We start from the raw sequence: 23,044 nt of genomic DNA on the forward strand, positions 1-23,044 counted from the left end.
GGCGGTAACATGACGGCACTTTTCCAATCCGAGTTTTTCTACAATTACCGCCGCAGCTCCTCGGCGATGATCGGCAGCGCGCTGATGGCGTTTTTTGCCCTCGCGGTGCTGTTGGGCCCCTTCCTCGTGGCGCAGGACCCCTACGACATCGCGGCGCTAAACCTGATGGACAGCTACAAGCCGCCCGTCTGGCTCGAAGGGGGCGACCCGCAGTTCTGGCTCGGCACCGACGGGCAGGGGCGCGACGTCTGGGCCTCGATCCTCTATGGCGCGCGGATCTCCCTGTTTATCGGGCTGGTGGCCATGGTCGCCTCCTGCGTTATCGGCACGCTTTTGGGTCTGATCGCGGGGTTCTATGGCGGCATTGTCGACAGCGTCATCATGCGCATCGCCGACATCCAGCTTTCTTTCCCCTCGATCCTGATCGCGCTGTTTTTGATGTCCGCCGTGGGTACCGGCATCGACAAGGTGCTGATCGCGCTGACGGCGGTGGGCTGGGTGGTCTATGCCCGGACCGTGCGCGGCTCGACCTTGTCGGAGATCGAGAAGGAATATGTGCAGGCGGCTAAGGTCGCCGGCCTGCCGAACCACAAGATCATTCGCAAACACGTCCTGCCAAACGTGCTGACGCCGCTTATCGTCATCGCCACCATTCAGGTCGGCACCTTCGTGCTGATCGAGGCGTCGCTGTCATTCCTCGGCGTGGGCGTGCCGATCACCCAGCCGTCGCTGGGGCTGCTGATCAAGAACGGTTTTGACGTGCTGTTTTCGGGCCTGTGGTGGACCAGCGTCTTTCCCGGCGTGGCGATCATGATGCTGGTCTTCGGCATCAACCTCTTTGGCGATTTCCTGCGCGACGAACTGAACCCGAGGCTGAAATGATGCGCGACACGGTAAAGCAGAAACTGCTCGAGGTCCGGAACCTCAGAACCCATTTCCACACCTTCGCGGGCACTGTGAAAGCCGTGAACGGCGTCAGCTTCGACATCGCGGCGGGCGAGGTCATGGGCCTTGTTGGCGAGAGCGGCGGCGGCAAGTCGGTTGTTGGGTTCTCCATCCTCGGGCTGATCGATAGCCCCGGCAAGATCGAGGGCGGGGAGATCCTGCTCGACGGCGAAGATCTTGTGAAGGCAGGGGAGGCGCGTCTCCGCGAGATCCGGGGCCGCGAGATCTCGATGGTGTTTCAAGACCCGATGACCTCGCTCAACCCACTGCACAGCGTGGGTCGGCAGATGGACGAGGTGTTGCGCTTGCACAGCGATCTTGACGCCGAGGCACGTCGTGCCGCCTGTGTCGAGATGTTGGAGAGCGTCGGCATCAGCCGCGCGGCAGAACGGCTGAAGGCCTATCCGCATCAGTTCTCGGGCGGCATGCGCCAGCGCGTGGTGATCGCCATCGCGCTTCTGGCGCGGCCCCGTCTGATCATCGCGGATGAGCCGACCACCGCGCTCGACGTAACCATTCAAAGCCAAATCCTGAAACTTATGCGCCGCCAGATCGCCGAGAAGGGCGCTTCGATGATCCTTGTGACCCATGACCTTGCCGTGGTCTCGGAGATGGCCGACCACATCACGGTGCTCTACTGCGGCAACGTGGTCGAACGCGGGCGCACCCGTGAGCTGATCGAAGCCCCCGCGCACCCCTACACACGCGGACTGATCGACAGCATCCCGGACCTCGGCAACCGGCATGAACGGTTAAAACAGATCCCCGGCACCGTGCCGGACATTCGCAACCTGCCCAAGGGGTGCAATTTCCGCGACCGCTGCCCACGCGCGCAGGCCCTTTGTGCAGAGATTGCACCCGATCTTATGCCACAGCGTGGCTCGCTATCGGCGGCCTGCCACTTTCCTCTCAGCCCCGGAGACACCGCATGACCGATGCCCCTGCACCGATGCTCGACGTGCGCAATCTTGAAATGCATTTTTCCTTGGGCGGTTCAGTCCTCGACCGACTGCGCTTTGGCAAGAAGGGCCCTCGGATCGACAAGCCTGTGGTCCGCGCTGTTAACGGGGTGAACTTCACCATCGAACGCGGTGAGATCATGGCGCTGGTTGGCGAGAGCGGCTGTGGCAAGTCTACCGTCGCCAAGACCATTGCACGCATCTACAAACCCACGGGCGGTGAACTGCGCATTGATGGTGAGGACGTGGCCGAGCACGACTTTGCGCAGATGTTGCCCGTCCGCGCAAAGATGCAGATGATCTTCCAGGATCCCTATGCCTCGCTCAACCCCCGCCAAAAAGTGCGCGACATCGTGGCGGAACCGCTGCTGCAGCAGACCAAGACCACTGCCGAACGGCGCGAGGTGCCGAAGAAGATCGAAGCGCTTCTGGCGAAGGTCGGTCTTAATGCCGAACACGCAGGGCGCTATCCACACCAGTTCTCCGGCGGCCAGCGCCAGCGTATCGGCATCGCGCGGGCGCTTTCGGTCACCCCGGGGCTAATTGTGGCGGACGAGCCGGTCTCGGCGCTCGATGTCTCGATCCAGGCGCAGATTTTGAATCTGATGAAGGACCTGCGCGACGAGTTCGGTCTCGCCTATCTCTTCATCAGCCATGACCTCTCGGTCGTGCATCACATCGCCGACAAGATCGGCGTCATGTACCTCGGTTTCATGGTCGAGAACGCCCCGCGCGACGTTCTGTTCTCGCGGCCGCGTCACCCCTATACACGCGCCCTTCTCTCGGCTGCACCCAGCATCAAGGAAAAGCGGGATAAAGAGGAAATCGAGCTTACGGGCGAGGTGCCCTCGGCGCTGTCGCTGCCCTCGGGCTGCTGCTTCCGCACCCGCTGTCCTTTTGCTTGGGACCGTTGCGCCGCCGAACGGCCTGCCCTGCGTGATGTCGGCGACGGCCAGACCGTTGCTTGCCACTTGATTGATGAGCCGGAAAGGGATGTCGTATGACTCTGATCGCACAGGCCCGGCTGGGCCTTCACGACCCGCATGACTGTACCGACGCCAATGACGAGCTGACAGTGCTGCACGCGATCTACGACACGCTGGTGAAACGCGACGGGCAGGGGTTTGTCCCGGCACTGGCGCGGACCTGGGAAGTGTCGGAAGACGCAACAGTCTGGACCTTCACGCTTCAGCCAAACGTGACCTTCCACGACGGCACCCCCTGCGACGCGGAGGCGGTGGCCGCCTCGGTCAATCGCATGGCGCGGGAGGACAAGGGCTATACCTTAGGCGCGCCGGCGGTCTGGCGGCAGTTTCTGGGCGGGGCCAAGCTGAAGGTTCTGACCCCGACGCGGCTTCGCATCACGCTGACCGCGCCGATGGCCGATCTTCTGGATGTGTTGGAGCAGGGGTTCATCGTGGCACCTTCGGCCTTCGCAGCGCTCGATGCGGGCGATTACAGCGTTCAGATTGGGAGCGGGTCCTACCGGGTCACCGAGATGACGCCCGAGCGCATCAGTGCAGTGCGGGTGGCGGGGCATTTCTCCGGCAGCCCGGCGAATGAGACTGTCACATGGCTGCTGGAAGCTGATGCCGCCAAGCGTCAGGCGATGCTGGCGGAGGGCAGGGTGCAGGTCGCCAATGGCCTCGACTTCGCGGCCTCGCGCAGCCTTGGCACGATGCGGCATGAATTCCTGTCGCCGGTCGCGATCATCTACCTGCTGAATGCCGCACGCGGCCCGCTGGCTGATGCCCGCGTCCGCCGGGCGCTGAGCCTTGCCGTCGACCGCGAGGCCACCATCCAAACAGTGATGCAGGGCGCCGCGCGTCCCTTGCGCGGTTTCGTTAGCCCGAACCATTTCGGCGCCGGGACGGGGCAGGGCGCGCAGATGGACCGTGACACCGCCCGCGCTTTGCTCACTGAGGCGGGGCATGGTGACGGCCTGACGCTCGCCGTCGATTGCCCGACGCGCCTGCCGGATGAAGCCGAACGGCTGACCGCTGCCCTTGGGGAACAGCTTAAGGAGGTGGGGATCACCCTCAACGTGCACATCCACCCCGAGCGCGAAGACTACGCCCATATGGTCCGCCGCAAGGAAATCCGCGACCTCTGCGTCTTCGATAGCAGCCCGATGAGCACCTACCGCGTGCTCTACGAGAAGATCGACAGCCGCGTTGCCGGCTCCTGGTGGCAGGGCTATGCCAACCCGCAGATCGAGGCTTTGATCGACACGGGCCGCGTCATGCCCGACCGCGCCGCCCGGGCGCAGGTCTGGCAAGAGGCCTACCGTTTGCTACAGGAAGATCCCGCGTGGCTCACGCTCTATAACCCACTGCGGGTCATCGGCATCGCGGGGGAGCATCCCGATTTCACTATGCCGGCTGATGGGGTGATCGATGTGACCGCATTACCTCATCTGCCGGAGGTGGCCCATGCAGGCTGATACGCTCCTTACCGGCGGCACGGTCATCACCATGGACCCCGCCCGGCGGGTGATCGAGGCGGGGGCCGTGGCGGTCCGTGACGGCAAGATCGTGGCCATCGGTCGGGCCGCCGAACTCGGCGAACAAGTCGAGACCGCCGAAGTAATCAACTGCACCGGCCATGTCGTCTTTCCGGGGCTCGTGGATGTGCATGCCCATGCCGGCCATGGTCTAATCAAAACCTTGGGCATGCACGGCGGAGATCGTTGGGAGGCGATCTGCGGCGAAGTCTATACCCAGCTCTCGCCCCCTGAATTCTGGCGCGCTGAAGCGCGGTTGGCGTCGCTTGAGCGGCTGCGCTTCGGCGTGACCACCGGCGTATCGCTTTTGGGCGGCGGGGACACGATCATGCGCAGCGACGATCCCGCCTATGCCGCCGCACACTGCGAGGGCGTGCTGGAGGTCGGCACCCGCAGTGTCGTGGCCATTGGCCCCACCCGCGCGCCCCACCCGCTGATCTATGCCGATTGGAAGACCGGCGAACGGCGGCCCTACCCGGTAAGCTTCGAGCAGCAGTTCGACACCGCGAAAACCGTGGCCGCGGACTGGCACGACACCCACGCGGGTCGGATCAACATCGCCATGCTCTACCCCGTGCTGCGCGACGAGCACGAACGCGATATGGTCCCCGAAGATTACGCCGCCGCCTGCGCGCAGACCCAGGCCGTGCAGGCCCATGCCCGCGACAAGGGGCTGGTGTTTACGCAAGACGGCCACTGGCGCGGCTCAATCCGGCGGGCACAGGAACTGGGGACACTGGGGCCAAACGCGCTGCTATCGCATTGCATCGACCTGCATGACGATGAGATGGCCGCGGTCGCCGAAACAGGCACCAAGATCGCGCACAACCCTTCGGCCAATGCCTCGATCTCGGGGCGTTGCCCGGCGGTGGAGATGATGGACATGGGCGTTTGCGTCGGTCTCGGCTCGGACGCCACGGCGCCGGACCGCTCGGGCGACATGTTCCGGCACATGCAGCAGGCGATGCATTACCACCGGCGCCATTTCCGTGACGCCGACGTGCTGCCGATCGGCAAGGTGCTGGCAATGTGCACCATCGACGGGGCGCGGGCGATCGGGATGGAGGACCGCATCGGCTCGCTTGAGGTCGGAAAACAGGCCGATATCGTGACCATGGACCTCGCCCGTCCGCATCTTCAGCCCGGCAACATGGCGGTGCACCGGATGGTTTGCTTTGCCAACGGCAACGACGTGAGCAACGTGATGGTGGGCGGCGAAATGGTACTGCGCGACGCCCGCGCGACACGGCTCGACGAGGGTGCGGTGCTGCGCGAGGCAACCGCGCAGGCGGAGCTCATGATCGCCCGCCTCAGCGGCGCGGCGGATTTCGAATTGCCCACGGATTTCTGGGGCAGCGCCCACCACGGCACGGAAGGCCAGCCATGACCATCTACATCGTCAATCCTAACAGCAGTCAGCATGTGACCGACGGCATCGACCACGCCGTTGACCTGATGCGCGCGGCCTCTCCGGTGCCGATCGTGGCGCGGACGCTGGCCGAAGGCCCCCCGGGGATCGAGACGCAGGCCCATGTCGACGGTGTGGTCGGACCGATGCTGGCGCATTGCGCGGCCCTCGAGGATAAGGCGAGCGCCTTTGTCGTCGCCTGTTTCTCTGACCCCGGTCTGGCCGCCCTGCGCGAACAATCGGCGCAGCCCGTCCTGGGCATCGCGGAAGCGGCGGTGCTGACGGCGATGACGCTAGGCCAGCGCTTCGGCATCATCTCGATCCTGCGGCGTTCGATCCCGCGCCACATGCGCTACCTCGGCGCCATGGGGGTGATGGACAGGCTTGCGGGCGACGAGCCATTGGAGCTGGGCGTGCTGGAATTGGCCGACGAGACCCGCACCTTCGAGCGGTTGAAGACCGTCGGCACCTCGCTGCGCGACGACGCGGGGGCGGATGTCTTGATCCTCGGCTGTGCCGGGATGACCGCCTTTCGCGGTGAGCTTGAAACAACCCTCGGCGTGCCCGTCATCGAGCCCTGTCAGGCGGCCACCGCCATGGCGATTGGCCGGGTCGCCCTGCAACACACAAGGTAGGAGAAAACATGTCCGCACTTACAGCAGAGGCGAAAGGCGTCTTTGTCATCGCCGTGACCCCCTTTCACCCCGATGGCCGCATCGACATGGAAAGCTGCGACCGCATGGTCGACTTCTATCTCGAGGTGGGGGCCACGGGCCTGACGGTCCTGGGCATGATGGGCGAGGCCCCGAAGCTCACGGTCGAGGAATCGCAGAAGGTCGTTGCCCGCATCCTGAAACGTGTCGATGGCCGTGTGCCGGTCGTCGTGGGCGTTTCGGCCCCCGGTTTCGCGCAGATCGACACGCTGACGCGCGCGGTGATGGAGTTGGGCGCCGCCGGTGCCATGGTGGCCCCGCCGGGAAGCCTGCGCACCGACGATCAGATCGTGAACTACTACCGTCAGGTGGCCGAGGTGCTGGGCGACGTGCCCTTTGTGCTTCAGGACTTCCCGCTCGTGACCGGCGTGCAGATCGCACCCTCGGTGATCGCCCGAATCGTCAATGATCTGCCCACCTGCGTCTGCCTGAAACACGAAGATTGGCCGGGGCTGGAGAAGATCTCAGCTCTGCGGGCCGAGGGCATGCTGGAGCGCCCACTGTCGATCCTTTGCGGCAACGGTGGGCTGTTCCTGCCCGAGGAGATGGGCCGCGGCGCTGACGGCGCGATGACCGGCTTCGCCTATCCGGAGATGATGGTGAAGGTGGTCGATCTGTGCAGCCGCGGCGAGACCGCCCGCGCGCAAGACATCTTCGACGCCTACCTGCCGCTAGCACGTTTCGAGCAGCAGCCGGGCCTGGGTTTGGCAATCCGCAAATACACGCTCGCGAAACGCGGCATCATCGCCCATGACGCGCAGCGCCGTCCCGGTGCCGCGCTGAGCGAACCCACCCGTGCCGAGGTCGACCGGCTGATCGCGCGACAGGAAAAACGATTGAAGGAATTGAACTGATGGATCTCGAACTGAACGGCAAACGCGCGCTCGTACTGGGGGCCAGCCGGGGCCTCGGCATGGCGATAGCCAAGTCTCTGGCCGCCGAAGGCGCCACCGTCTTTGCCGCCGCGCGCAGCCGCGACAAGATCGCCGACTGGGCGAAAGACATTGAGAACGTCCACCCCGTTGAATGCGACCTTTCGGACCTCTCCCAAGTCGACGCGCTGGCCGATCAGCTGCTGTCGGACGGCGGCGTGGACATCATCGTCAACAACGGCGGCGGCCCGCCCCCCGGCACCGCGCAAGCGGCCGAGCGCGGTCAGTGGCTTGCGCATTTCGAGGCGATGGCGGCGAACCTCTTTCACCTCAACACGCGGCTTCTGCCCGAGATGAAGGCCCGCGGTTGGGGCCGGATCATCTCGATCACCTCCTCGGGCGTGGAACAGCCGATTCCGAACCTTGCGCTCAGCAACGGCATCCGCTCGGCGGTTGTGGGCTGGTCGAAGACGCTGGCCAATGAGGTCGCCGGCGACGGCATCACCGTCAACGTGGTCATGCCAGGGCGCATCCACACGCAGCGGGTCGACGAGCTCGACGCCGCTGCCGCCAAGCGTACCGACAGCGTCCTGGCCGAGGTGGCCGCCAAGTCCCGCGCCACGATTCCGGCGGGCCGCTACGGCAAGCCCGAGGAATTCGCCGACGTGGTGACCTTCCTCGCATCGGCCCGCGCGGGATATGTCACCGGGTCGCGCATCCGCATCGACGGCGGGTCGATCAAAGGGGTTTGATCAGGATCGACCAACAAGAGCAAAGCTGCCGATAGGGTGCTTAGGCCGCGATGGTTGCTACAAACAGGGTGACCACCTGAAGCCTGTTCGCATTAAAAGAGGCCGGCTAAGCGCGCGCAACGGTATGCCGTCGCGCTAGTCAGGCTGCCGTCAACATCTCGTTACTTGCGCGCGCACCTGTACATCGACCGCAGCGGGCGATTGAGGAGCGCAGGCTTACTTTAACGTGGCAAGATAGCTGCCATAGTCATTCTTGGTGAACATCTCGGCGCGCTCAGCGAGGGCCGCTTCGCTGATCCAACCATTTTTAAAGGCGATCTCTTCCAGACAACCGGTTTGCAAACCCTGCCGTTCGGTCAGCGTGCGGACAAAATTCCCTGCGTCCAACAGGCTGCTATGGGTGCCAGTATCCAACCAAGCATAGCCACGGCCCATGCGCTCGACCTGCAGTTTGCCCGCTTGTAGATACTGGCAAAGCAGTGAGGTGATTTCTAACTCACCCCGCGCCGATGGCTGAACCTCTGCGGCATGTTTTGGGGCATCTCCGTCAAGGAAATAGAGACCTGTTACGGCGTAGTTCGAAGGCGGCACATCAGGTTTTTCGATGATCTCTTTGGCTATGCCATCCGCATCAAAGCCGACGACACCGTAACGTTTTGGGTCAGAGACGTGATAGCCGAACACCGTGCCCCCTTCGATACGCGCATCTGCGGCGGCCAGCATATCCGGCAGCCCATGGCCGAAAAATATGTTGTCACCGAGCACCATGGCCGAAGGCGCACTGGCAAGAAAGTCTTCGGCCAGTAGATATGCTTGGGCCAGACCATCGGGGTTTTCCTGCACGATGTAGGAAAGGTTGATCCCCCATTGGCTGCCGTCGCCCAACGTCCGAATGAACTGCTCTTGATCCTGCGGCGTGGTGATTATGGCGATGTCACGGATGCCACCGAGCATGAGAACCGAGAGCGGGTAGTAGATCATCGGCTTGTCGTAAATTGGCAGCAGTTGCTTCGAAATCCCCATGGTGATCGGGTAAAGCCGCGTGCCGGAGCCTCCAGCGAGAATGATGCCTTTGCGTTTGCTCATGATCGGACTCCAAGGTCTTTGAGTATATGCGTCAGGGTCTCGCGCCAATCCGGCCTGATGATGCCGAAGGCAGTTCCTGTAGCGCTACAATCAAGCCGTGAATTCAGCGGCCTCTGGGCTTGAGTCGAATACTCGGAAGAGGGGATGTCCATTACCGTGCAATTAAGCTTTGACTGCGCGAAAATTTCGCGAGCAAAATCCGCCCAACTGACATCCGGTGTGCCGGAGAAATGATAGGTGCCGCTTTTGTTCGGATCGTCTATCAGCTGCCGCGCAATGGCATGACAAGCCGCCGCGATCTCGGTAGCGCCGGTGGGGCCGCCGATTTGGTCGGAGACAATGTTGAGGGTGTCGCGCTCTGCCCCTAGACTCAGCATGGTTTTGACGAAGTTCGACCCATGGGCCGAAACTACCCAAGAGGTGCGTAGGATCGCATAGGTGCCGTCCGCCGCACGTACCGCCTGCTCTCCGGCAAGTTTGCTGCGACCATAAGCGCCCAGTGGTGCGGTTGGATCATCCGGTTGCCACGGCGCGGTACCACTGCCCTTAAAGACATAATCGGAAGAGATTTGCACAAAGGGAACGCCTAGGTCTGCGCAAGCGCGAGCCATTGCGCCGGGGGCCGCGCCGTTAATCGTGGTGGCATGAGCCTCTTCTTCCTCCGCCTGATCTACCGCCGTGTAAGCGGCGGCATTGATCACAGCCTCGGGGCGTTTGCTGCAAATCAGAGCGGCACATGCCTCCGGGTCTTCGAGATCAGCGGCGTCGCGTCCAATGCATTCTATGCCCTTCAAGGCAGCGAGTTCGCGGGCGACCTGACCGGTTCTACCGAGGACAAGGATAGTCATGCGTTCACCCTCTGATGCCAAGGCGCTGACCCACACCATTGCGGTTCTGCAGCGCGCGCCACCATTCTTCGTTGTCGAGATACCATTGCACGGTCCGCTTCAGCCCCTCTTCGATCGTCACCGAAGGGCACCAGCCTAGTTCATCCTGAATACGGCTCGAATCGATAGCATAGCGTAAATCATGACCCGCACGATCCTGCACAAATGTGATCTGTTCGGCATAGGGTGTGCCTTTAGGGCGCTTTCGGTCGAGAATGCTGCAAATGGTCTTCACAAGATCTATATTGCGCGCCTCATTCCCACCCCCGATGTTATAAGTTCGCCCCAATGTGCCTTCTTCCAGCACCAAGAGCAAAGCGTCGGCGTGATCTTCGACGTAAAGCCAGTCGCGTACGTTCAGCCCTTGGCCGTAAACGGGGATGGGCTTACCGGCCAAAGCGTTCAAGATCACCACCGGCACCAGTTTCTCGGGGAAGTGAAAAGGACCGTAGTTGTTGGAGCAATTGGTCAACACGACCGGCAAGCCATAGGTTTCATGCCATGCGCGGACCAGATGATCACTCGAGGCCTTAGAGGCAGAGTAGGGCGAGCGCGGGTCATAAGACGTCTCTTCGGTAAACATGCCCTCTGCACCAAGCGAGCCGTAGACCTCATCTGTCGAAACGTGGTGAAAGCGAAACTCTTCCGGCCTGGCATTGGCCATCCAGTAGCTCCTCGAGGCTTCCAGCATGTTGTAGGTACCGTTGATATTGGTCTCGATGAAATCCCCGGGCTCGTCGATAGACCGATCTACATGGCTTTCCGCGGCCAGATGAATCACGGCATTGGGCTTATATGCGGCAAAAATACGATCTAACACGGCGCGGTCGCGTATGTCGGCATGCTCAAAGGCATAAAGCGGATCATTCGCCACGCTAGCAAGGTTTTCAAGACAGCCCGCATATGTCAGCGCATCAAGGTTGATGACCTCATGCCCCCGAGCCACCGCCAACCGGACTACCGCCGAACCGATAAAGCCAGCGCCGCCCGTCACAAGTATCTTCATGCCGACTTTCCGTAGGTAAATGGGCTGTCGAAAGCCGCCCAATGCGCGCCTTCGCCATCCTTTCCTGAGAGGGTAGGCTCCCCGGATATGCCCCAATCAATCCCAATATCGGGGTCATCAAAACGGACCGTCCCATCACACTCGGGGGCGTAGTAGTCGGTGCATTTGTAAATGATCTCCGTATTAGGGGCACGCGTGACAAAGCCATGTAGGAACCCCTTGGGGATCAGCAATTGCAACCCGTTCTCGGCGGTCAAGTTATAGCCTACCCATTGACCATAGGTTGGGCTGCCCTTGCGAATATCCACCGCCACATCAAATAGTGCCCCTTGGCCGCAGCGCACCAGTTTGTCCTGAGCATGGGGCGGAGCCTGAAAATGCAGCCCGCGCACGGTGTCAACGGCGGTAGAGACTGAATGATTGTCCTGCACAAAGTCTAACGCGACCCCATGTTCCGCCAGTTTCTTGCGGTTCCAGCTTTCGGAAAAGAATCCTCGTGCATCGCCGAACCTCGTGGGTTTTAACAAGAGGACCCCCGGTAGGTCGCTGTAGCTTACTTGCATCTTGGCTAGTTCCTTGAAGGCTTCTTGTTTTTCTTAGCAAGCAACAGGAGCGTTGTCATGTGAAGGAAGGGAGGGACTTTCGCTTGAACCATTAAAATAGAGCCCGTTTGAGGCAATGATGCTAACTAAAACCCACTTTACTCAGAAAATAGCCTCTGCAATTTGCTGGTTGTGGCGCCATGCCTGTATAGAAAATAGAACTGGTGTCTCGCCTTCCAGACAGCGCATATTTGAAAAGTGGAATACATGACTAAGACAGCCCTGACCCACCTGCAGCGCCTCCTTTTCCGATGCTGCATGGCAATACCACGTAGAAATTTGAAGACATGTATGCATATTGGGATCGTGCGGTGAAAGAGGCCGGGATGTAGTTGCCGATGCATGGGAGCCCCGAAGTGGAAGCACGGCGATCTGCACATTCGGACACGGCGCGCTGTGTACCGACTTGTGAAAGCCGGAAGGACTGAAGTAAGCGCTTTAAAACATAGCGTGGACGTATCATTGGGGGTGCACGCCGTGACTATGCCGGGGCAAAATGATTGGTGAGCTGAACAATCATGATCGTGCAATCGTATCTGAACTTGTCACGCTTTCGTGCCACCCCTCGTGCTCGTTTAAGCCACCTTTCGTTCGAAAGCGACCGGACTTTTACGGACCAGTGCTGAGTGACAGCGTCGCGGGTTATAGAACCCATTGATGTATTCGAAGACGGCCATCTCCAATTTGCGCCGTGTCATTCAGGGATGCTGCCAGATCAGTTCAGCCTTGATGGACTTGAAGAAGGTCTCGACGGCGGCGATCATGCGGTCGCGCCTGTCCCTAGTCTTGAGGGGGGGAGAGGAGACCCACCCCCAGATCGAAACCGTCGAGGGTGAAATGGGCCAGAACCGATATGTCAAGATGGAACCAATGCAACAATCCCCGATTCGGTAAGTCCGGCAAATAGAATCTGGATGTCTCATTCCGGTTCTATTTCTGCTGTACGTCTTGCGCGATAGGCTGCTAGATGGTTGTCGCGTGCAATTTTCAGCATGTTTTCAAAGGCGCGCCAGTTGTTAGTAGATATACTCCCGCGTGTGACTGCTCTAACCTCATCTCCAATGCCTGCTAAATCACCTAAAAGCGGCAGAGCGCTGTCGGTTACCTGAACCATTCTGATGCGCCTATCATTTGGGTTGATGCTTCGACATACCAACCCCAACCCTTCAAGGTTTTGCAAAACCCTTGTAACGCTCATTGCGCCAAAGCCACTCAGATCGGCTAGATCGTTTTGGCTCAAAGGCCCGAAGCGCGCAATATTTGCCAACGTCCTTGCCTCGCCAGGGGTGATGCCGAGCGCTGCATCGCTTACTCTGTGCTCAAATTCAGCTCGTAACATGCGGCCGATATCGAGAAGTAGGAAGAAGGAGGTATCGGAATCTATAGGTTGATGCATTTGTCGCCCCTTATTGATAAGTAAGTCTATAATAACCTAAGCTTAACAATTCAAGCTACTCGCTTGGTCCAAGTTTTTCCGGTCTGAGTATTGGGCCAGCCCCAGGTTACTGTAAGGGGTCATCAGCCAATCCGAGGCCGATCAGTTGAATGTTGTGCGCTCGCTTGATTGCGGAACCACGTAAAGTTCTGAGAGGAAACGCCTGTAGAAGCTCATACAGCTAGGCGCTGTAGCCGGCCACGATGCAAACGGCACTACCTTTGCCGCTACCACGGAACATCTTAAGGGAACTTTTACATTTGAGAACTTAAAAGCATCGAAGTCGGTGGCTGGAGGTTACGATTGTGTTATGAAATCTGACGATTAGATTCAACGGTAGCGTCTTTTAGGGTTTCTCATGAGCACCAAAGCAAAACCATCCGAGCGTAAACGCGGGTCCGGGGCGCAATACGTCTACACGGTCCTACGGGATGAAATCCTTGATCTTACGTTGACGCCAGGCAGCCCGATTGATGAAATCCGTCTTTCCGAGCGCCTGTCGATGTCGCGCACACCGATCCGGGAGGCTTTGGTACGGCTGGCGAGTGAAGGCTTGGTCACCACCTTGCCGAACCGGTCTACGGTGGTGTCGAACATCGACTTCATGAACCTGCACACGTTTTTCGATGCAATGACGCTGATGTTTCGCGTTACCACGCGGCTGGCGGCGCAGTTCCATACGCCAGCTGATTTGGCAGCGGTCCGGGCGCGGCAAGAAGAGTTCGCCGCGGCTGTGGACGCGCAGGATGCGCTGGCGATGATCGCCACCAACCGGGAGTTCCACGCCGAGATCGCCCGCGCGGGCCGAAACCCCTATTACGAAGCGCTATGTCTTCGGCTTTTGGATGAGGGGCGGCGGCTGTTGCGGATGTACTATCAGTCCTTCGATGATCAGCTTCCGAATGAATATGTACAGGAACACGAAGACCTGATGCTGGCCATCGAATCCCGCGACATCGCCCAGTCGGATCGGCTGGCCAAAACACATGCGGACCAGATCGTGCATCAAATCCAAACGCTGATCTCACGTGATCGGCGGCAGCATATCGACATTTGATAGCTAATTTCTGCGAGGGAGGGCCCCCGCCCATTGTTATCGAAATTTTATGTCGACAAATAAAATACAATTGGTAAACTGCCCTCAACGCCGAAGCATGGCTTTAAATCTGTGCGCGGTTTCTATGATGGAGAACCAAATGACCCCGACAATCTTTTCCGGCTGCATTCCGGCCCTGATGACGCCCTGTACAGAAGACCGTAAACCAGACTTCGACGCGCTGGTCCGCATGGGCAAAAAACTGATCTCTGATGGCATGAGCGCTGTAGTCTACTGTGGATCAATGGGCGATTGGCCGCTCCTGACCGATGCAGAGCGGATGGAAGGCGTTGAGCGTCTGGTCGACGCCGGTGTGCCGGTTGTGGTTGGCACCGGTGCGGTGAACACCAAGCTTGCGGCGCAACATGCCACCCATGCGCAGAAAGTCGGCGCGAAGGGACTTATGCTGATCCCGCGCATCCTGTCGCGTGGGACTTCTGTGGCGGCGCAAAGGGACCACTTCAAAACAGTGCTGGCAGCGGCGCCCGATCTGCCTGCGGTCATCTACAACAGCCCCTATTACGGCTTTGCCACCCGTGCGGACCTGTTCTTCGCCCTACGTACGGAACATCCCAATCTTGTCGGTTTCAAGGAGTTCGGGGGCGCGGATGACCTGCGCTACGCAGCCGAGAACATCACCAGCCGGGACGAAAATGTAACGCTGATGATTGGCGTGGACACCACGGTCTACCACGGTTTCGTCAACTGCGGTGCGACCGGCGCCATCACCGGCATCGGCAATGTGCTGCCGCGTGAGGTGCTGCATCTCGTGGCCTTGAGCCAAGCGGCGGCTGCGGGCGATGCCGAAGCACGCCACCGGGCCCAAGAGCTCGACGCGGCGCTTGGCGTTCTGTCCTCATTCGATGAGGGGCCTGATCTGGTGCTCTATTATAAACATCTAATGGTGCTTGAGGGTCACGCAGAATACATGCTGCACTTTAACGAAACCGATGCGCTGTCTGACAGCCAGCGCGGCTATGCCGAAGCGCAGTACAGGCTGTTCCGCGCATGGTACGCTGATTGGTCCAAACAGGACGGTGTGGTCGCCAAAACCGCGGCCTGATCACGGCCCTGGGCAAATCCCGCCGGAAGGCCCACTGCGTAAGCGGTGGGCCTTTCCATTTGTCAGGCCGCATCCAGCCCATGGGCCAGCAAATGGTCGAGATTTGCTTTTTCTGCAGCTGTCAGGGGAATGCCCTCTGCCCGCGTTGCGGCGCGGGCTTTAAAACGGCGTTGGGAGGGCAGCCGTGCGCCTTGGCCGAGGATTGCCTCAAACAGCTGTTCGGCGCGTGCCATTGGATCACCCGGGCGCCCGGTGGCGAAGCGGGCCGGGTCAAAAGCGATAATCAGCTCCCCATGGGCAGGGGCAAGGCTAAGCGATCCTAGGGCGTCGCGTGCCTCGGGGCTGGTCAGATCGCCGATCATAACCCCGGCGAGCAGTTCGATCATCGTGGAGATGGCTGAGCCTTTATGCCCGCCGAAGGGCAGCATGGCCCCCGCGAGCGCGGCTTCGGGGTCGGTTGTGGGGCTGCCGTCCGGCGCGATTGCCCAGCCTTCGGGCAGGGGGGTGCCGGCGCGCTTGTGCAACTCAATCTCGCCCCGCGCGGCCACGCTGGTGGCAAAATCAAAAACATAAGGATCAGCGCCCGCGCGCGGCCACCCGAAGGCAAATGGATTGGTACCCATCAACGGCTCAGTGCCGCCAGACGGCGCGACGCTGGCATAGCTGGGGCACATCGCCATTGCCGCTAGTCCCATGTCTGTCAGAGTTTCGATCTCAGGCCAAAGGGCAGCGAAATGAGTGCAATCGTTGATGACCATCGCCGCAATACCGGTGGCGCGGCAACGTTCGGCAAGTACCGGGGCGCCTGCTTCGAAAGCCGCATTGGAGAAGCCGACACCCGCGTTTACCCGAACAATCGCACTCTCATCTTGGCTGATCTTGGGTATAGCGTCAGGCACCACCTTTCCTGCCTTGATCGCGCGCAAGCAGCCCTCAATGCGGTAAATGCCATGGGATTTGCAGGCATCGCCTTCGCCCGCAACGATCACCCGTGCAAGCGCCGCCGCGTTCGACGCAGAGAGGCTGCTGGCTTCAAAGAACTGGCGAACAATCGCGTAGAGTTCATCGTGGGTCAAAGTTATATCGGCCATCCGGGTCCTCGCTGTGCTTGGGTTGTAATCTTGCATACATATTGTATTCAGATGCTAGCGGAAGAAAGCTGACACCGGGCCGCAGGCTCGAATGAAAGGATATGGCATGAATTATACACCGCATGGAAAACACCTGATCGCAGGCGAATGGCGCGCCAGCGATGAGCTTTTCAGCTCCAGCCCGGCACATGGCCCGGCGCACGATTTCTCAGTCGGAACCGTGGAGTTGGTCGAACGCGCATGCGTCGCGGCCGAAGCGGCCTTTTGGGACTACGGGTATTCCAGCCGAGCGACACGCGCCAAATTCCTGAACGCTATCGCTGATGAGATCGACGCCCGCGGGGCCGAGATCACCGAGATCGGCAGCCAAGAAAGCGGCCTGCCCGAAGCGCGGCTGGAAGGAGAGCGGGGCCGGACAGTAGGTCAGCTACGGCTTTTTGCGTCGCATATCGAAAAGGGTGAGTACCTCGACCGCCGATTTGATGCTGCTATGCCCGAACGCCAGCCCGCCCCGCGCCCGGATATCGCCATGGTGCAACGCCCCATTGGCCCAGTAGCCGTCTTTGGCGCGTCGAACTTCCCGCTGGCCTTTTCAGTCGCCGGGGGTGACACGGCGGCGGCGCTGGCGGCAGGCTGCCCGGTCGTGGTCAAGGGCCACTCCGCGCATCCCGGTACAGGTGAGATCGTCGCCGAAGCGATCCACGCGGCGATTGAAAGCTGCGGTATGCCGCGCGGGGTTTTTTCATTGATCCAAGGTGGCAACCGTACTGTTGGTCAAGCTGTGGTGCAGCACCCCCTGATCAAAGCAGTGGGCTTTACCGGCTCGCTCGCGGGGGGGCGGGCGCTGTTCGATCTCTGCGCCGCACGGCCAGAGCCGATCCCGTTCTTTGGGGAGTTGGGCTCGGTCAACCCGATGTTCATGCTGCCCGCCGCGATGGACGCACGGGCCGAGGAACTCGGCAAAGGCTGGGCCGCATCGCTGACCATGGGCGCAGGGCAGTTCTGCACCAATCCGGGCATCGCCGTGGTGCTTGATGGGGCCGGCGCCGATAGTTTCGTGCAAAGTGCTGCGGCATCGTTGAAAGGGGTGGCCGAGCAGGTCATGCTGACTGACGGCATCGCGCAGGCCTTCTGTGCGGGCCGCGACAAGTTCAAGGCCGAGCAAAGCCTCCGCCAAGTGCATGTGGCCGACAGCACAGGCCGCAACGCCGCCCCGGCGCTGTTCGAGACCACGGGTGCAGAGTTCAAAGCCAATCCAGCACTGCATGAAGAAGTCTTTGGCCCGCTTGGGCTGGTGGTGCGGGTCGCTTCGATCGATGAAATGCGCGCATTGGCGGCTGAGTTGGAGGGTCAGTTGACGATCACGCTGCATATGGACGACGCCGATATTGATGCGGCACGCACGCTGATGCCGGTTCTGGAGCGTAAGGCGGGCCGCCTGTTGGCGAATGGATTCCCGACGGGAGTAGAAGTGGTGGATTCTATGGTCCACGGCGGGCCTTACCCGGCCAGCACCAATTTTGGTGCAACCAGCGTTGGCACACTTTCGATCCGGCGGTTCCTACGACCCGTGTCCTATCAGAACCTGCCGCAAGAGCTGATGCCGGACGACGTGACGAGATAACGAAGTCGAAATGGCCGGGCAGCAGTCTGGCCCTTTCCTCTAAGCGGCATTCTCCAAAAAAAACGCAGGGTAATTGAGCGGAGCATTAACAATGTATTTTTTATGTCGACATACTTCTTACGGTTTGTATTAATACGAGTCGCAAACCGCTGGCCGATCCAAGGACCGCGGTGTTCAACAGAGGAGACGACTATGTCTAATTCCCCCAAATGGCTCGCCGTCGCGGGCGCATTAACGCTACTCGCGGGCCCTGCTGCGGCGCAGGAGATAACCTGGAGAGTTCCTACATCCGTGCCAGAGGGCTCGCCTTTCTACGTAAACTTCCTCGAACGATTTGCTGACAATGTCGAATTGCTGACCGATGGCGTGGTCGAGGTGCAGCCTTTCGGTGCTGGCATCCTCGTACCGGCCTTGCAAGTCTATGACGGTGTGCGCGACGGGATTGTCGAAGCAGGTCATTCGACGCCCAGCTATCTGGTAAACCAAAATCCGATCAACGCTATCTTTTCGGGCTTTCCGGGTGGCATGGGGCCCGAGGCTTATGCCACATGGATCTATGAAGGTGGTGGCAAGGAAAAGCTGCAAGACATCCGCGATGAGGATGGTTTCAAATCGCTTGTTGTCGGCATCGGTTCTTCCGAAGTGATGGCGCACGCCAATATGCCGATCAAGACAGCTGAAGACCTCAAAGGGCTTAAGTATCGCACCTCAGGCCCGTGGGCAGAGGTGATGCGCGATTACTTCGGTGCGGTGCCGACTGTGGTGCCGCCTGGTGAGATCTACACGCTGTTAGAACGAAAAGGCGTCGACGCTATTGAATGGGGTCCGCCCTCTGGCAATCTTCCCGAAGGCTTCCACGAAGCTGCGCCCTATATCATCACCCCCGGTGTACATCAGCCTACCTTCCTGTGGGAGGTGGTTCTGAAGCAAGAAACTTGGGATGCCCTAGACGAGGCACTGAAACCTAAGATTGAAGCTGCAGCAGAACTTACGACGCTACAGTCGCTCATCAACTTTTACGATCTGGATATGAAGGCTATGGAAACGTTCCGCGGATCCAAGGCGGAGGTGATTGAGCTTGACCCTGCCTTTGCCGAAGAACTTTCCGCAGCCGGACTTGACTGGATTAAGAAGACGGCCGCAGCGCAGAAGGACGAGGGCAATGCTGAGATGTCTGACATCCTCGACGATTACATCGCCTATATGGATCGTTGGTCCGCGCAGAGCGGCTACCTGATCCGAAACGGCCAGTAAGCGGAACGGAGGCGGTCATGAAACGTCTATTTTTGGCACTGGCAGACGGAATATCTGCCGTACTGGGATATATCGCGCAAGCAATGGTCCTGATCCTGATCGCCTCCATGTTATACGAAGTGGTGGCGCGCTACGGTTTTGGCGCGCCTACCGAATGGGCCTTCGATATTGCCTATATGAGCACTGGGGTTTTGTTTGTCCTCGGCGCGGCGCAGGCATTGCGCGAGGACGCACATGTTCGCATCGATTTTCTCTCTTCAAAGATGCCAGTGCGCCTTCGCGGTGCAATCGAAGGCTGCATCTATCTGTTCATCCTTTGCCCGGTTTTCCTCAAGCTGACATCAATCGCTGGCCAGCGGGCTTGGCGCGCCTTTCTAAATGGTGAGGTAGAACACGTTAGTCCCTGGGCGCCGCTTATGTGGCCCTTCTACACAGCACTGGCCATTGGGTTGGGAGCGCTGGCGCTACAGTTGGCGGCCGAAGGGCTGCGGGGGCTGCTAACGCCTAAATCCGACGATACTTTTAAGATCGAGACCTAACATGACCACAGCCGCACTGATGTTTCCCGCGCTTTTCGCGCTTATTCTATTGGGCTTGCCCGTCGCCTTTTCGCTTGTTCTCGTTTCCGTCGGGGCGGGGTTGGTTGCTTTTGGCCCAGTCGGGTTTAATCAGCTCTACGGTTCGTTCTATTCGGCATCGACCAACTTTATCCTTTCCGCTATTCCGATGTTCATTCTTATGGGCGCTTTGCTTGAGCGTTCGGGAATTGCTGAGCGATTGTTCCGTGTCATGAACATGTGGCTGGGGCGGTTGCCCGGTGGGTTGGCGCTGGCGACCATCGCGATGGGTGCGGTATTTGCCGCGGCTGCAGGCGTGGTCGGCGCGGTTGAAGTGATGATTGGCATGATGGCTATCCCGGCAATGCAGCGGGCGCGCTACAGCAATACGCTTATTGCAGGGACAATTTGTGCGGGAGGGTCGCTGGGTACGATGATCCCGCCCTCCGTGATTGCCGTAATGTATGCATCTTTGGCACAGATGTCCGTCGGCAAGCTGCTTGCCGGTATGATGCTGCCGGGGTTGATGATGGTTGTTCTGTTTCTGGGCTACATCGCCCTGCAAGGATTCTTGTTTCCGCCAGAGCCGCACGCTGATGACGAACCCCAGGAAAGCTTTTCCCTTGGCGAGAAGCTTTGGGCAACAGTGACGACACTGCTACCAGTCTTCTTGCTGATTTTTGCAGTGCTCGGGTCGATCCTCGGAGGGATTGCATCCCCCACCGAAGCTGCGGCCGTAGGGGCAGCGGGGGCACTTGTGCTTTGTATTGTAAACCGGCAGTTCAACTTTCAGGTGCTGAAAGAATCTCTCGCCATCACAGTCCGCATTTCAGCGATGATACTTTTGATCGTCGCAGCAGGCACGATGTTTATGGGGGTTTTCGCGGCCAATGGTGGCGCAAGTTTGATCCGGGACTTTATCGACGGGGCAGGGCTGGGCACCACCGGGATGATCGTGTTCTTCCTGTTGGTGGTATTCGTACTTGGGTTCGTGTTGGATTGGACAGCAAATGTGCTGATTTGCGTGCCACTATTTACGCCATTCATCCGCTCATCCGGTGTTGATCCTATTTGGTTTGCAACGCTCGTACTCATCGTAATCCAGACCGGCTATCTAACCCCGCCGATGGCCTCCTCGATCTTTTACCTTAAATCTATCGCCCCGCCCGACATGACCTACGGGCAAATGTGCCGCGGAGTCCTTCCTTTTATCGCGTTGCAGGTTTTGACGCTGATATTGATCGTGGTTTTCCCTGAGCTCGCAACTTGGTTGCCTGAGAAGCTCACGCAATAGTGCAGAGAAGAATTTCATGCGACCCCGTATTGCCACTTCGCATCCCGGCCAAAGAGAGTCGGGGACGACCAATCCAAGAGGGTGATATCTATGAAATTTATACCACTCGCCGGGAGCCAACGATAACCCGCGTGAGGTGACTGGCTGCCGGATGAATGCCGTGCCAACCCGGTGACCAGGACCGGCGGTGAGGCCGCCGCTCAGGCTCCCGGGCTGCACAATCGCGCACTTGATCATCGACGCCGCTTCGCAGAGGAGGCCCGCCGCGCTCACGACTGACAGCTCTGTCTGCCCGAGGCCGCTGCGGGAACATGAGCGGTTTCTTGGGCGTTTCAGATCAAAGTTTCGATAAAAACAGCGGAGGATCTTCCTTATGGAAAAGAGAGAACTGCCCAGCCTGTCTCTCGCCCTATTACCGGTATTGCTGACTTTGGGCCTTTTGGCGCTACAGCTTTTCTACTTTGGTGATTTCACCCCTCATATTCCGCTGGCTTTGGGCCTTGCCATTACTTCGCTTCTCGGGGTCGTGCGCGGCCAGACCTGGCTCGACATCCGGGAAGGTATCTTTCACGTCATTCACGTATCGATGCCCTCACTGGCGGTTCTGATTGTGGTCGGCATGATCATCGGTACCTGGATCGCGGCCGGGACGGTGCCTACGTTAATCTACTATGGGCTGACGTTGTTGACCCCCTCCATTTTCCTCGCGGCGGCCATGATCCTTTGCGCCGTTGTCTCGCTTTCGCTCGGGACCAGTTGGGGCACGGTCGGTACGGTGGGCCTTGCGCTCATGGGGATCGGCGCGGGCTTTGAGATTCCGGCCTATTGGACCGCCGGCGCCATCGTCTCGGGCGCCTTTTTCGGCGACAAAATATCGCCTCTGTCGGACACCACGAACCTGGCACCGGCTGTGACCGGCACGAATGTCTTCGACCATATCCGGAACATGATGCCAACGACGGTGCCCGCCATGCTGATCGCTTTGGTGATCTACATCCTTGTCGGGTTCTTTACGATCAATGGGGCGGGGGCTGCGAATGTCAGCGGCATCGATCAGATTACCGCCGGCCTTGCCGAGACCTTCTCGCTCGGGCTGGTCCCGCTTATTCCGGCCCTGATCGTGATCTGCCTTGCCCTCATGCGCCAGCCGCCGCTGCCGTCACTTTTTGCTGGGGTGATCGCGGGCGGGCTGGTCGCCATTTTCTGGCAGGGCGAGGGGCTGCATTCTGTCTTTACCTACGCCCAGTCCGGCTATGCGATTGAAACCGGGGTCGATGACATCGACAGCCTGCTGAACGCCGGGGGGATTCAGTCGATGATGTGGACCATCTCACTGATGTTGATCGCTCTGGGTTTTGGCGGCGCGCTAGAGCGTACCGGCTGTCTTGAAGCGATCATTCATGCCATCATCAGTCGGGTCAAAAGCTTCGCGGCAGTGCAGAGCTCTGCCATCGCCACGGCTTTTGCAACGAATATGGTGGCTGGCGATCCCTATATCTCGATCGCCTTGCCGGGCCGGATGTACGCGCCGCTCTATCGCGGTATGGGCTATTCGACCCTGAACCTCAGCCGTGCGGTCGAGGAAGGCGGCACACTGATGAGCCCGCTGATCCCGTGGAACGCCGGCGGTGCTTTCGTGATCTCTGCCTTGGGCCTCGGCATCATGAGCGGCAATCTCGAGAACCTGCTATATATCCCGCTGGCCTTCGCTTGTTGGACCGCGCCGCTGATCGGCATCTTCTACGCGATGACCGGTCTGTTCTCGCCTGAGGCGACCGACGCGGACCGTAGCGAATGGAAGAAAGCGGACGAGGACGTGATGAACCTCGACGATCACGAGTTGGGCGGTTTGACGGAAAGCTGACAGGATCGCCTTGAGCATCTTGTGAACGGCCCC

21 protein-coding genes and 1 pseudogene are annotated in these 23,044 nt (G+C 59.8%); 15 read left to right on the top strand and 7 right to left on the bottom strand.

Going from position 1 to position 23,044, the window contains the following annotated elements; genetic code table 11:
- Positions 1-9: 9 nt before the first annotated feature.
- From J3456_RS16980 to J3456_RS17015, 8 genes are read left to right on the top strand one after another with little or no spacing between them, the layout of a single operon-like run.
- Entirely contained in the window at positions 10-882 is an 873-nt protein-coding gene (locus tag J3456_RS16980) for an ABC transporter permease (RefSeq protein ID WP_349581361.1), read from the top strand.
- The gene (locus J3456_RS16985) at positions 882-1,877 is read left to right on the top strand and encodes an ABC transporter ATP-binding protein (protein ID WP_349581363.1); all 996 of its coding nucleotides are present in this window, start codon (positions 882-884) and stop codon (positions 1,875-1,877) included. The genes J3456_RS16980 and J3456_RS16985 overlap by 1 nt, the downstream gene beginning before the upstream one ends.
- Complete coding sequence (locus J3456_RS16990) at positions 1,874-2,908, top strand: ABC transporter ATP-binding protein (protein ID WP_349581365.1); 1,035 nt, start codon at positions 1,874-1,876, stop codon at positions 2,906-2,908. Before J3456_RS16985 ends, J3456_RS16990 begins: the two co-directional genes overlap by 4 nt.
- Complete coding sequence (locus J3456_RS16995) at positions 2,905-4,347, top strand: ABC transporter substrate-binding protein (protein ID WP_349581368.1); 1,443 nt, start codon at positions 2,905-2,907, stop codon at positions 4,345-4,347. Before J3456_RS16990 ends, J3456_RS16995 begins: the two co-directional genes overlap by 4 nt.
- Entirely contained in the window at positions 4,337-5,794 is a 1,458-nt protein-coding gene (locus J3456_RS17000) for an amidohydrolase family protein (RefSeq protein WP_349581369.1), read from the top strand. The genes J3456_RS16995 and J3456_RS17000 overlap by 11 nt, the downstream gene beginning before the upstream one ends.
- Complete coding sequence (locus tag J3456_RS17005; RefSeq protein ID WP_349581371.1) at positions 5,791-6,450, top strand: aspartate/glutamate racemase family protein; 660 nt, start codon at positions 5,791-5,793, stop codon at positions 6,448-6,450. Before J3456_RS17000 ends, J3456_RS17005 begins: the two co-directional genes overlap by 4 nt.
- Positions 6,451-6,458: 8 nt before the next feature.
- Positions 6,459-7,382: a dihydrodipicolinate synthase family protein gene (locus J3456_RS17010; protein ID WP_300056709.1), complete on the top strand. Its 924-nt coding sequence runs from the start codon at positions 6,459-6,461 to the stop codon at positions 7,380-7,382.
- On the top strand, positions 7,382-8,152 hold the full coding sequence (locus J3456_RS17015; RefSeq protein ID WP_349581374.1) for an SDR family oxidoreductase: 771 nt from the start codon (positions 7,382-7,384) through the stop codon (positions 8,150-8,152). Before J3456_RS17010 ends, J3456_RS17015 begins: the two co-directional genes overlap by 1 nt.
- Before the next feature lie 216 nt (positions 8,153-8,368).
- On the opposite strand, the gene rfbA is transcribed toward J3456_RS17015, so the two are convergent.
- From rfbA to J3456_RS17045, 6 genes and pseudogenes are all read right to left on the bottom strand, one after another.
- Positions 8,369-9,238, bottom strand: a complete 870-nt coding sequence (gene rfbA / locus J3456_RS17020; protein WP_349581376.1) for a glucose-1-phosphate thymidylyltransferase RfbA — start codon at positions 9,236-9,238, stop codon at positions 8,369-8,371.
- On the bottom strand, positions 9,235-10,086 hold the full coding sequence (rfbD, locus tag J3456_RS17025) for a dTDP-4-dehydrorhamnose reductase (RefSeq protein ID WP_349581378.1): 852 nt from the start codon (positions 10,084-10,086) through the stop codon (positions 9,235-9,237). The genes rfbA and rfbD overlap by 4 nt, the downstream gene beginning before the upstream one ends.
- 4 nt (positions 10,087-10,090) lie before the next feature.
- Entirely contained in the window at positions 10,091-11,131 is a 1,041-nt protein-coding gene (gene rfbB, locus J3456_RS17030) for a dTDP-glucose 4,6-dehydratase (RefSeq protein ID WP_300057528.1), read from the bottom strand.
- Entirely contained in the window at positions 11,128-11,694 is a 567-nt protein-coding gene (gene rfbC / locus J3456_RS17035) for a dTDP-4-dehydrorhamnose 3,5-epimerase (protein ID WP_300057526.1), read from the bottom strand. The genes rfbB and rfbC overlap by 4 nt, the downstream gene beginning before the upstream one ends.
- A gap of 614 nt (positions 11,695-12,308) precedes the next feature.
- Positions 12,309-12,491 (bottom strand): annotated as a pseudogene (locus tag J3456_RS17040) (IS3 family transposase); the annotation flags it as partial.
- A gap of 161 nt (positions 12,492-12,652) precedes the next feature.
- Positions 12,653-13,129: a MarR family winged helix-turn-helix transcriptional regulator gene (locus J3456_RS17045; RefSeq protein WP_300057524.1), complete on the bottom strand. Its 477-nt coding sequence runs from the start codon at positions 13,127-13,129 to the stop codon at positions 12,653-12,655.
- A 397-nt stretch (positions 13,130-13,526) separates the two neighbouring features.
- Here J3456_RS17045 and J3456_RS17050 point away from each other — a divergent pair, with 397 nt between their 5' ends.
- Positions 13,527-14,225 (top strand): GntR family transcriptional regulator, encoded by a 699-nt coding sequence (locus J3456_RS17050; RefSeq protein ID WP_349581381.1) that lies wholly within the window; start codon positions 13,527-13,529, stop codon positions 14,223-14,225.
- A 139-nt stretch (positions 14,226-14,364) separates the two neighbouring features.
- On the top strand, positions 14,365-15,327 hold the full coding sequence (locus tag J3456_RS17055) for a dihydrodipicolinate synthase family protein (RefSeq protein ID WP_349581382.1): 963 nt from the start codon (positions 14,365-14,367) through the stop codon (positions 15,325-15,327).
- A gap of 62 nt (positions 15,328-15,389) precedes the next feature.
- Here J3456_RS17055 and J3456_RS17060 read toward each other — a convergent pair whose 3' ends face one another.
- Positions 15,390-16,418, bottom strand: coding sequence for an Ldh family oxidoreductase (locus J3456_RS17060; protein WP_349581384.1), 1,029 nt, complete (start codon positions 16,416-16,418; stop codon positions 15,390-15,392).
- Between the two features lie 106 nt (positions 16,419-16,524).
- Here J3456_RS17060 and J3456_RS17065 point away from each other — a divergent pair, with 106 nt between their 5' ends.
- The 5 genes from J3456_RS17065 (at position 16,525) to nhaC (ending at position 23,011) form a co-directional block, all read left to right on the top strand.
- Positions 16,525-18,042, top strand: coding sequence for an aldehyde dehydrogenase (NADP(+)) (locus J3456_RS17065; protein ID WP_349581385.1), 1,518 nt, complete (start codon positions 16,525-16,527; stop codon positions 18,040-18,042).
- Positions 18,043-18,234: 192 nt separating this feature from the next.
- Entirely contained in the window at positions 18,235-19,296 is a 1,062-nt protein-coding gene (dctP, locus tag J3456_RS17070) for a TRAP transporter substrate-binding protein DctP (protein WP_349581388.1), read from the top strand.
- 17 nt (positions 19,297-19,313) lie between these two features.
- Positions 19,314-19,835, top strand: a complete 522-nt coding sequence (locus J3456_RS17075) for a TRAP transporter small permease subunit (RefSeq protein WP_349581391.1) — start codon at positions 19,314-19,316, stop codon at positions 19,833-19,835.
- Position 19,836: 1 nt separating this feature from the next.
- Entirely contained in the window at positions 19,837-21,147 is a 1,311-nt protein-coding gene (locus J3456_RS17080; RefSeq protein WP_349581393.1) for a TRAP transporter large permease, read from the top strand.
- Between the two features lie 373 nt (positions 21,148-21,520).
- Positions 21,521-23,011 (top strand): Na+/H+ antiporter NhaC, encoded by a 1,491-nt coding sequence (gene nhaC / locus J3456_RS17085; protein WP_349581394.1) that lies wholly within the window; start codon positions 21,521-21,523, stop codon positions 23,009-23,011.
- The last annotated feature ends 33 nt before the right edge of the window (positions 23,012-23,044 follow it).

Source organism: Sulfitobacter sp. NFXS29, from assembly GCF_040148765.1.
Taxonomy (GTDB): Bacteria; Pseudomonadota; Alphaproteobacteria; order Rhodobacterales; family Rhodobacteraceae; genus Sulfitobacter.

Bases quoted from the DNA above. Each gene is read 5' to 3' on its own strand.
- J3456_RS16980 (WP_349581361.1), top strand. From the start codon at position 10: ATGACGGCACTTTTCCAATCCGAGTTTTTCTACAATTACCGCCGCAGC.
- J3456_RS16985 (WP_349581363.1), top strand. From the start codon at position 882: ATGCGCGACACGGTAAAGCAGAAACTGCTCGAGGTCCGGAACCTCAGA.
- J3456_RS16990 (WP_349581365.1), top strand. From the start codon at position 1,874: ATGACCGATGCCCCTGCACCGATGCTCGACGTGCGCAATCTTGAAATG.
- J3456_RS16995 (WP_349581368.1), top strand. From the start codon at position 2,905: ATGACTCTGATCGCACAGGCCCGGCTGGGCCTTCACGACCCGCATGAC.
- J3456_RS17000 (WP_349581369.1), top strand. From the start codon at position 4,337: ATGCAGGCTGATACGCTCCTTACCGGCGGCACGGTCATCACCATGGAC.
- J3456_RS17005 (WP_349581371.1), top strand. From the start codon at position 5,791: ATGACCATCTACATCGTCAATCCTAACAGCAGTCAGCATGTGACCGAC.
- J3456_RS17010 (WP_300056709.1), top strand. From the start codon at position 6,459: ATGTCCGCACTTACAGCAGAGGCGAAAGGCGTCTTTGTCATCGCCGTG.
- J3456_RS17015 (WP_349581374.1), top strand. From the start codon at position 7,382: ATGGATCTCGAACTGAACGGCAAACGCGCGCTCGTACTGGGGGCCAGC.
- rfbA (WP_349581376.1), bottom strand. From the start codon at position 9,238: ATGAGCAAACGCAAAGGCATCATTCTCGCTGGAGGCTCCGGCACGCGG.
- rfbD (WP_349581378.1), bottom strand. From the start codon at position 10,086: ATGACTATCCTTGTCCTCGGTAGAACCGGTCAGGTCGCCCGCGAACTC.
- rfbB (WP_300057528.1), bottom strand. From the start codon at position 11,131: ATGAAGATACTTGTGACGGGCGGCGCTGGCTTTATCGGTTCGGCGGTA.
- rfbC (WP_300057526.1), bottom strand. From the start codon at position 11,694: ATGCAAGTAAGCTACAGCGACCTACCGGGGGTCCTCTTGTTAAAACCC.
- J3456_RS17045 (WP_300057524.1), bottom strand. From the start codon at position 13,129: ATGCATCAACCTATAGATTCCGATACCTCCTTCTTCCTACTTCTCGAT.
- J3456_RS17050 (WP_349581381.1), top strand. From the start codon at position 13,527: ATGAGCACCAAAGCAAAACCATCCGAGCGTAAACGCGGGTCCGGGGCG.
- J3456_RS17055 (WP_349581382.1), top strand. From the start codon at position 14,365: ATGACCCCGACAATCTTTTCCGGCTGCATTCCGGCCCTGATGACGCCC.
- J3456_RS17060 (WP_349581384.1), bottom strand. From the start codon at position 16,418: ATGGCCGATATAACTTTGACCCACGATGAACTCTACGCGATTGTTCGC.
- J3456_RS17065 (WP_349581385.1), top strand. From the start codon at position 16,525: ATGAATTATACACCGCATGGAAAACACCTGATCGCAGGCGAATGGCGC.
- dctP (WP_349581388.1), top strand. From the start codon at position 18,235: ATGTCTAATTCCCCCAAATGGCTCGCCGTCGCGGGCGCATTAACGCTA.
- J3456_RS17075 (WP_349581391.1), top strand. From the start codon at position 19,314: ATGAAACGTCTATTTTTGGCACTGGCAGACGGAATATCTGCCGTACTG.
- J3456_RS17080 (WP_349581393.1), top strand. From the start codon at position 19,837: ATGACCACAGCCGCACTGATGTTTCCCGCGCTTTTCGCGCTTATTCTA.
- nhaC (WP_349581394.1), top strand. From the start codon at position 21,521: ATGGAAAAGAGAGAACTGCCCAGCCTGTCTCTCGCCCTATTACCGGTA.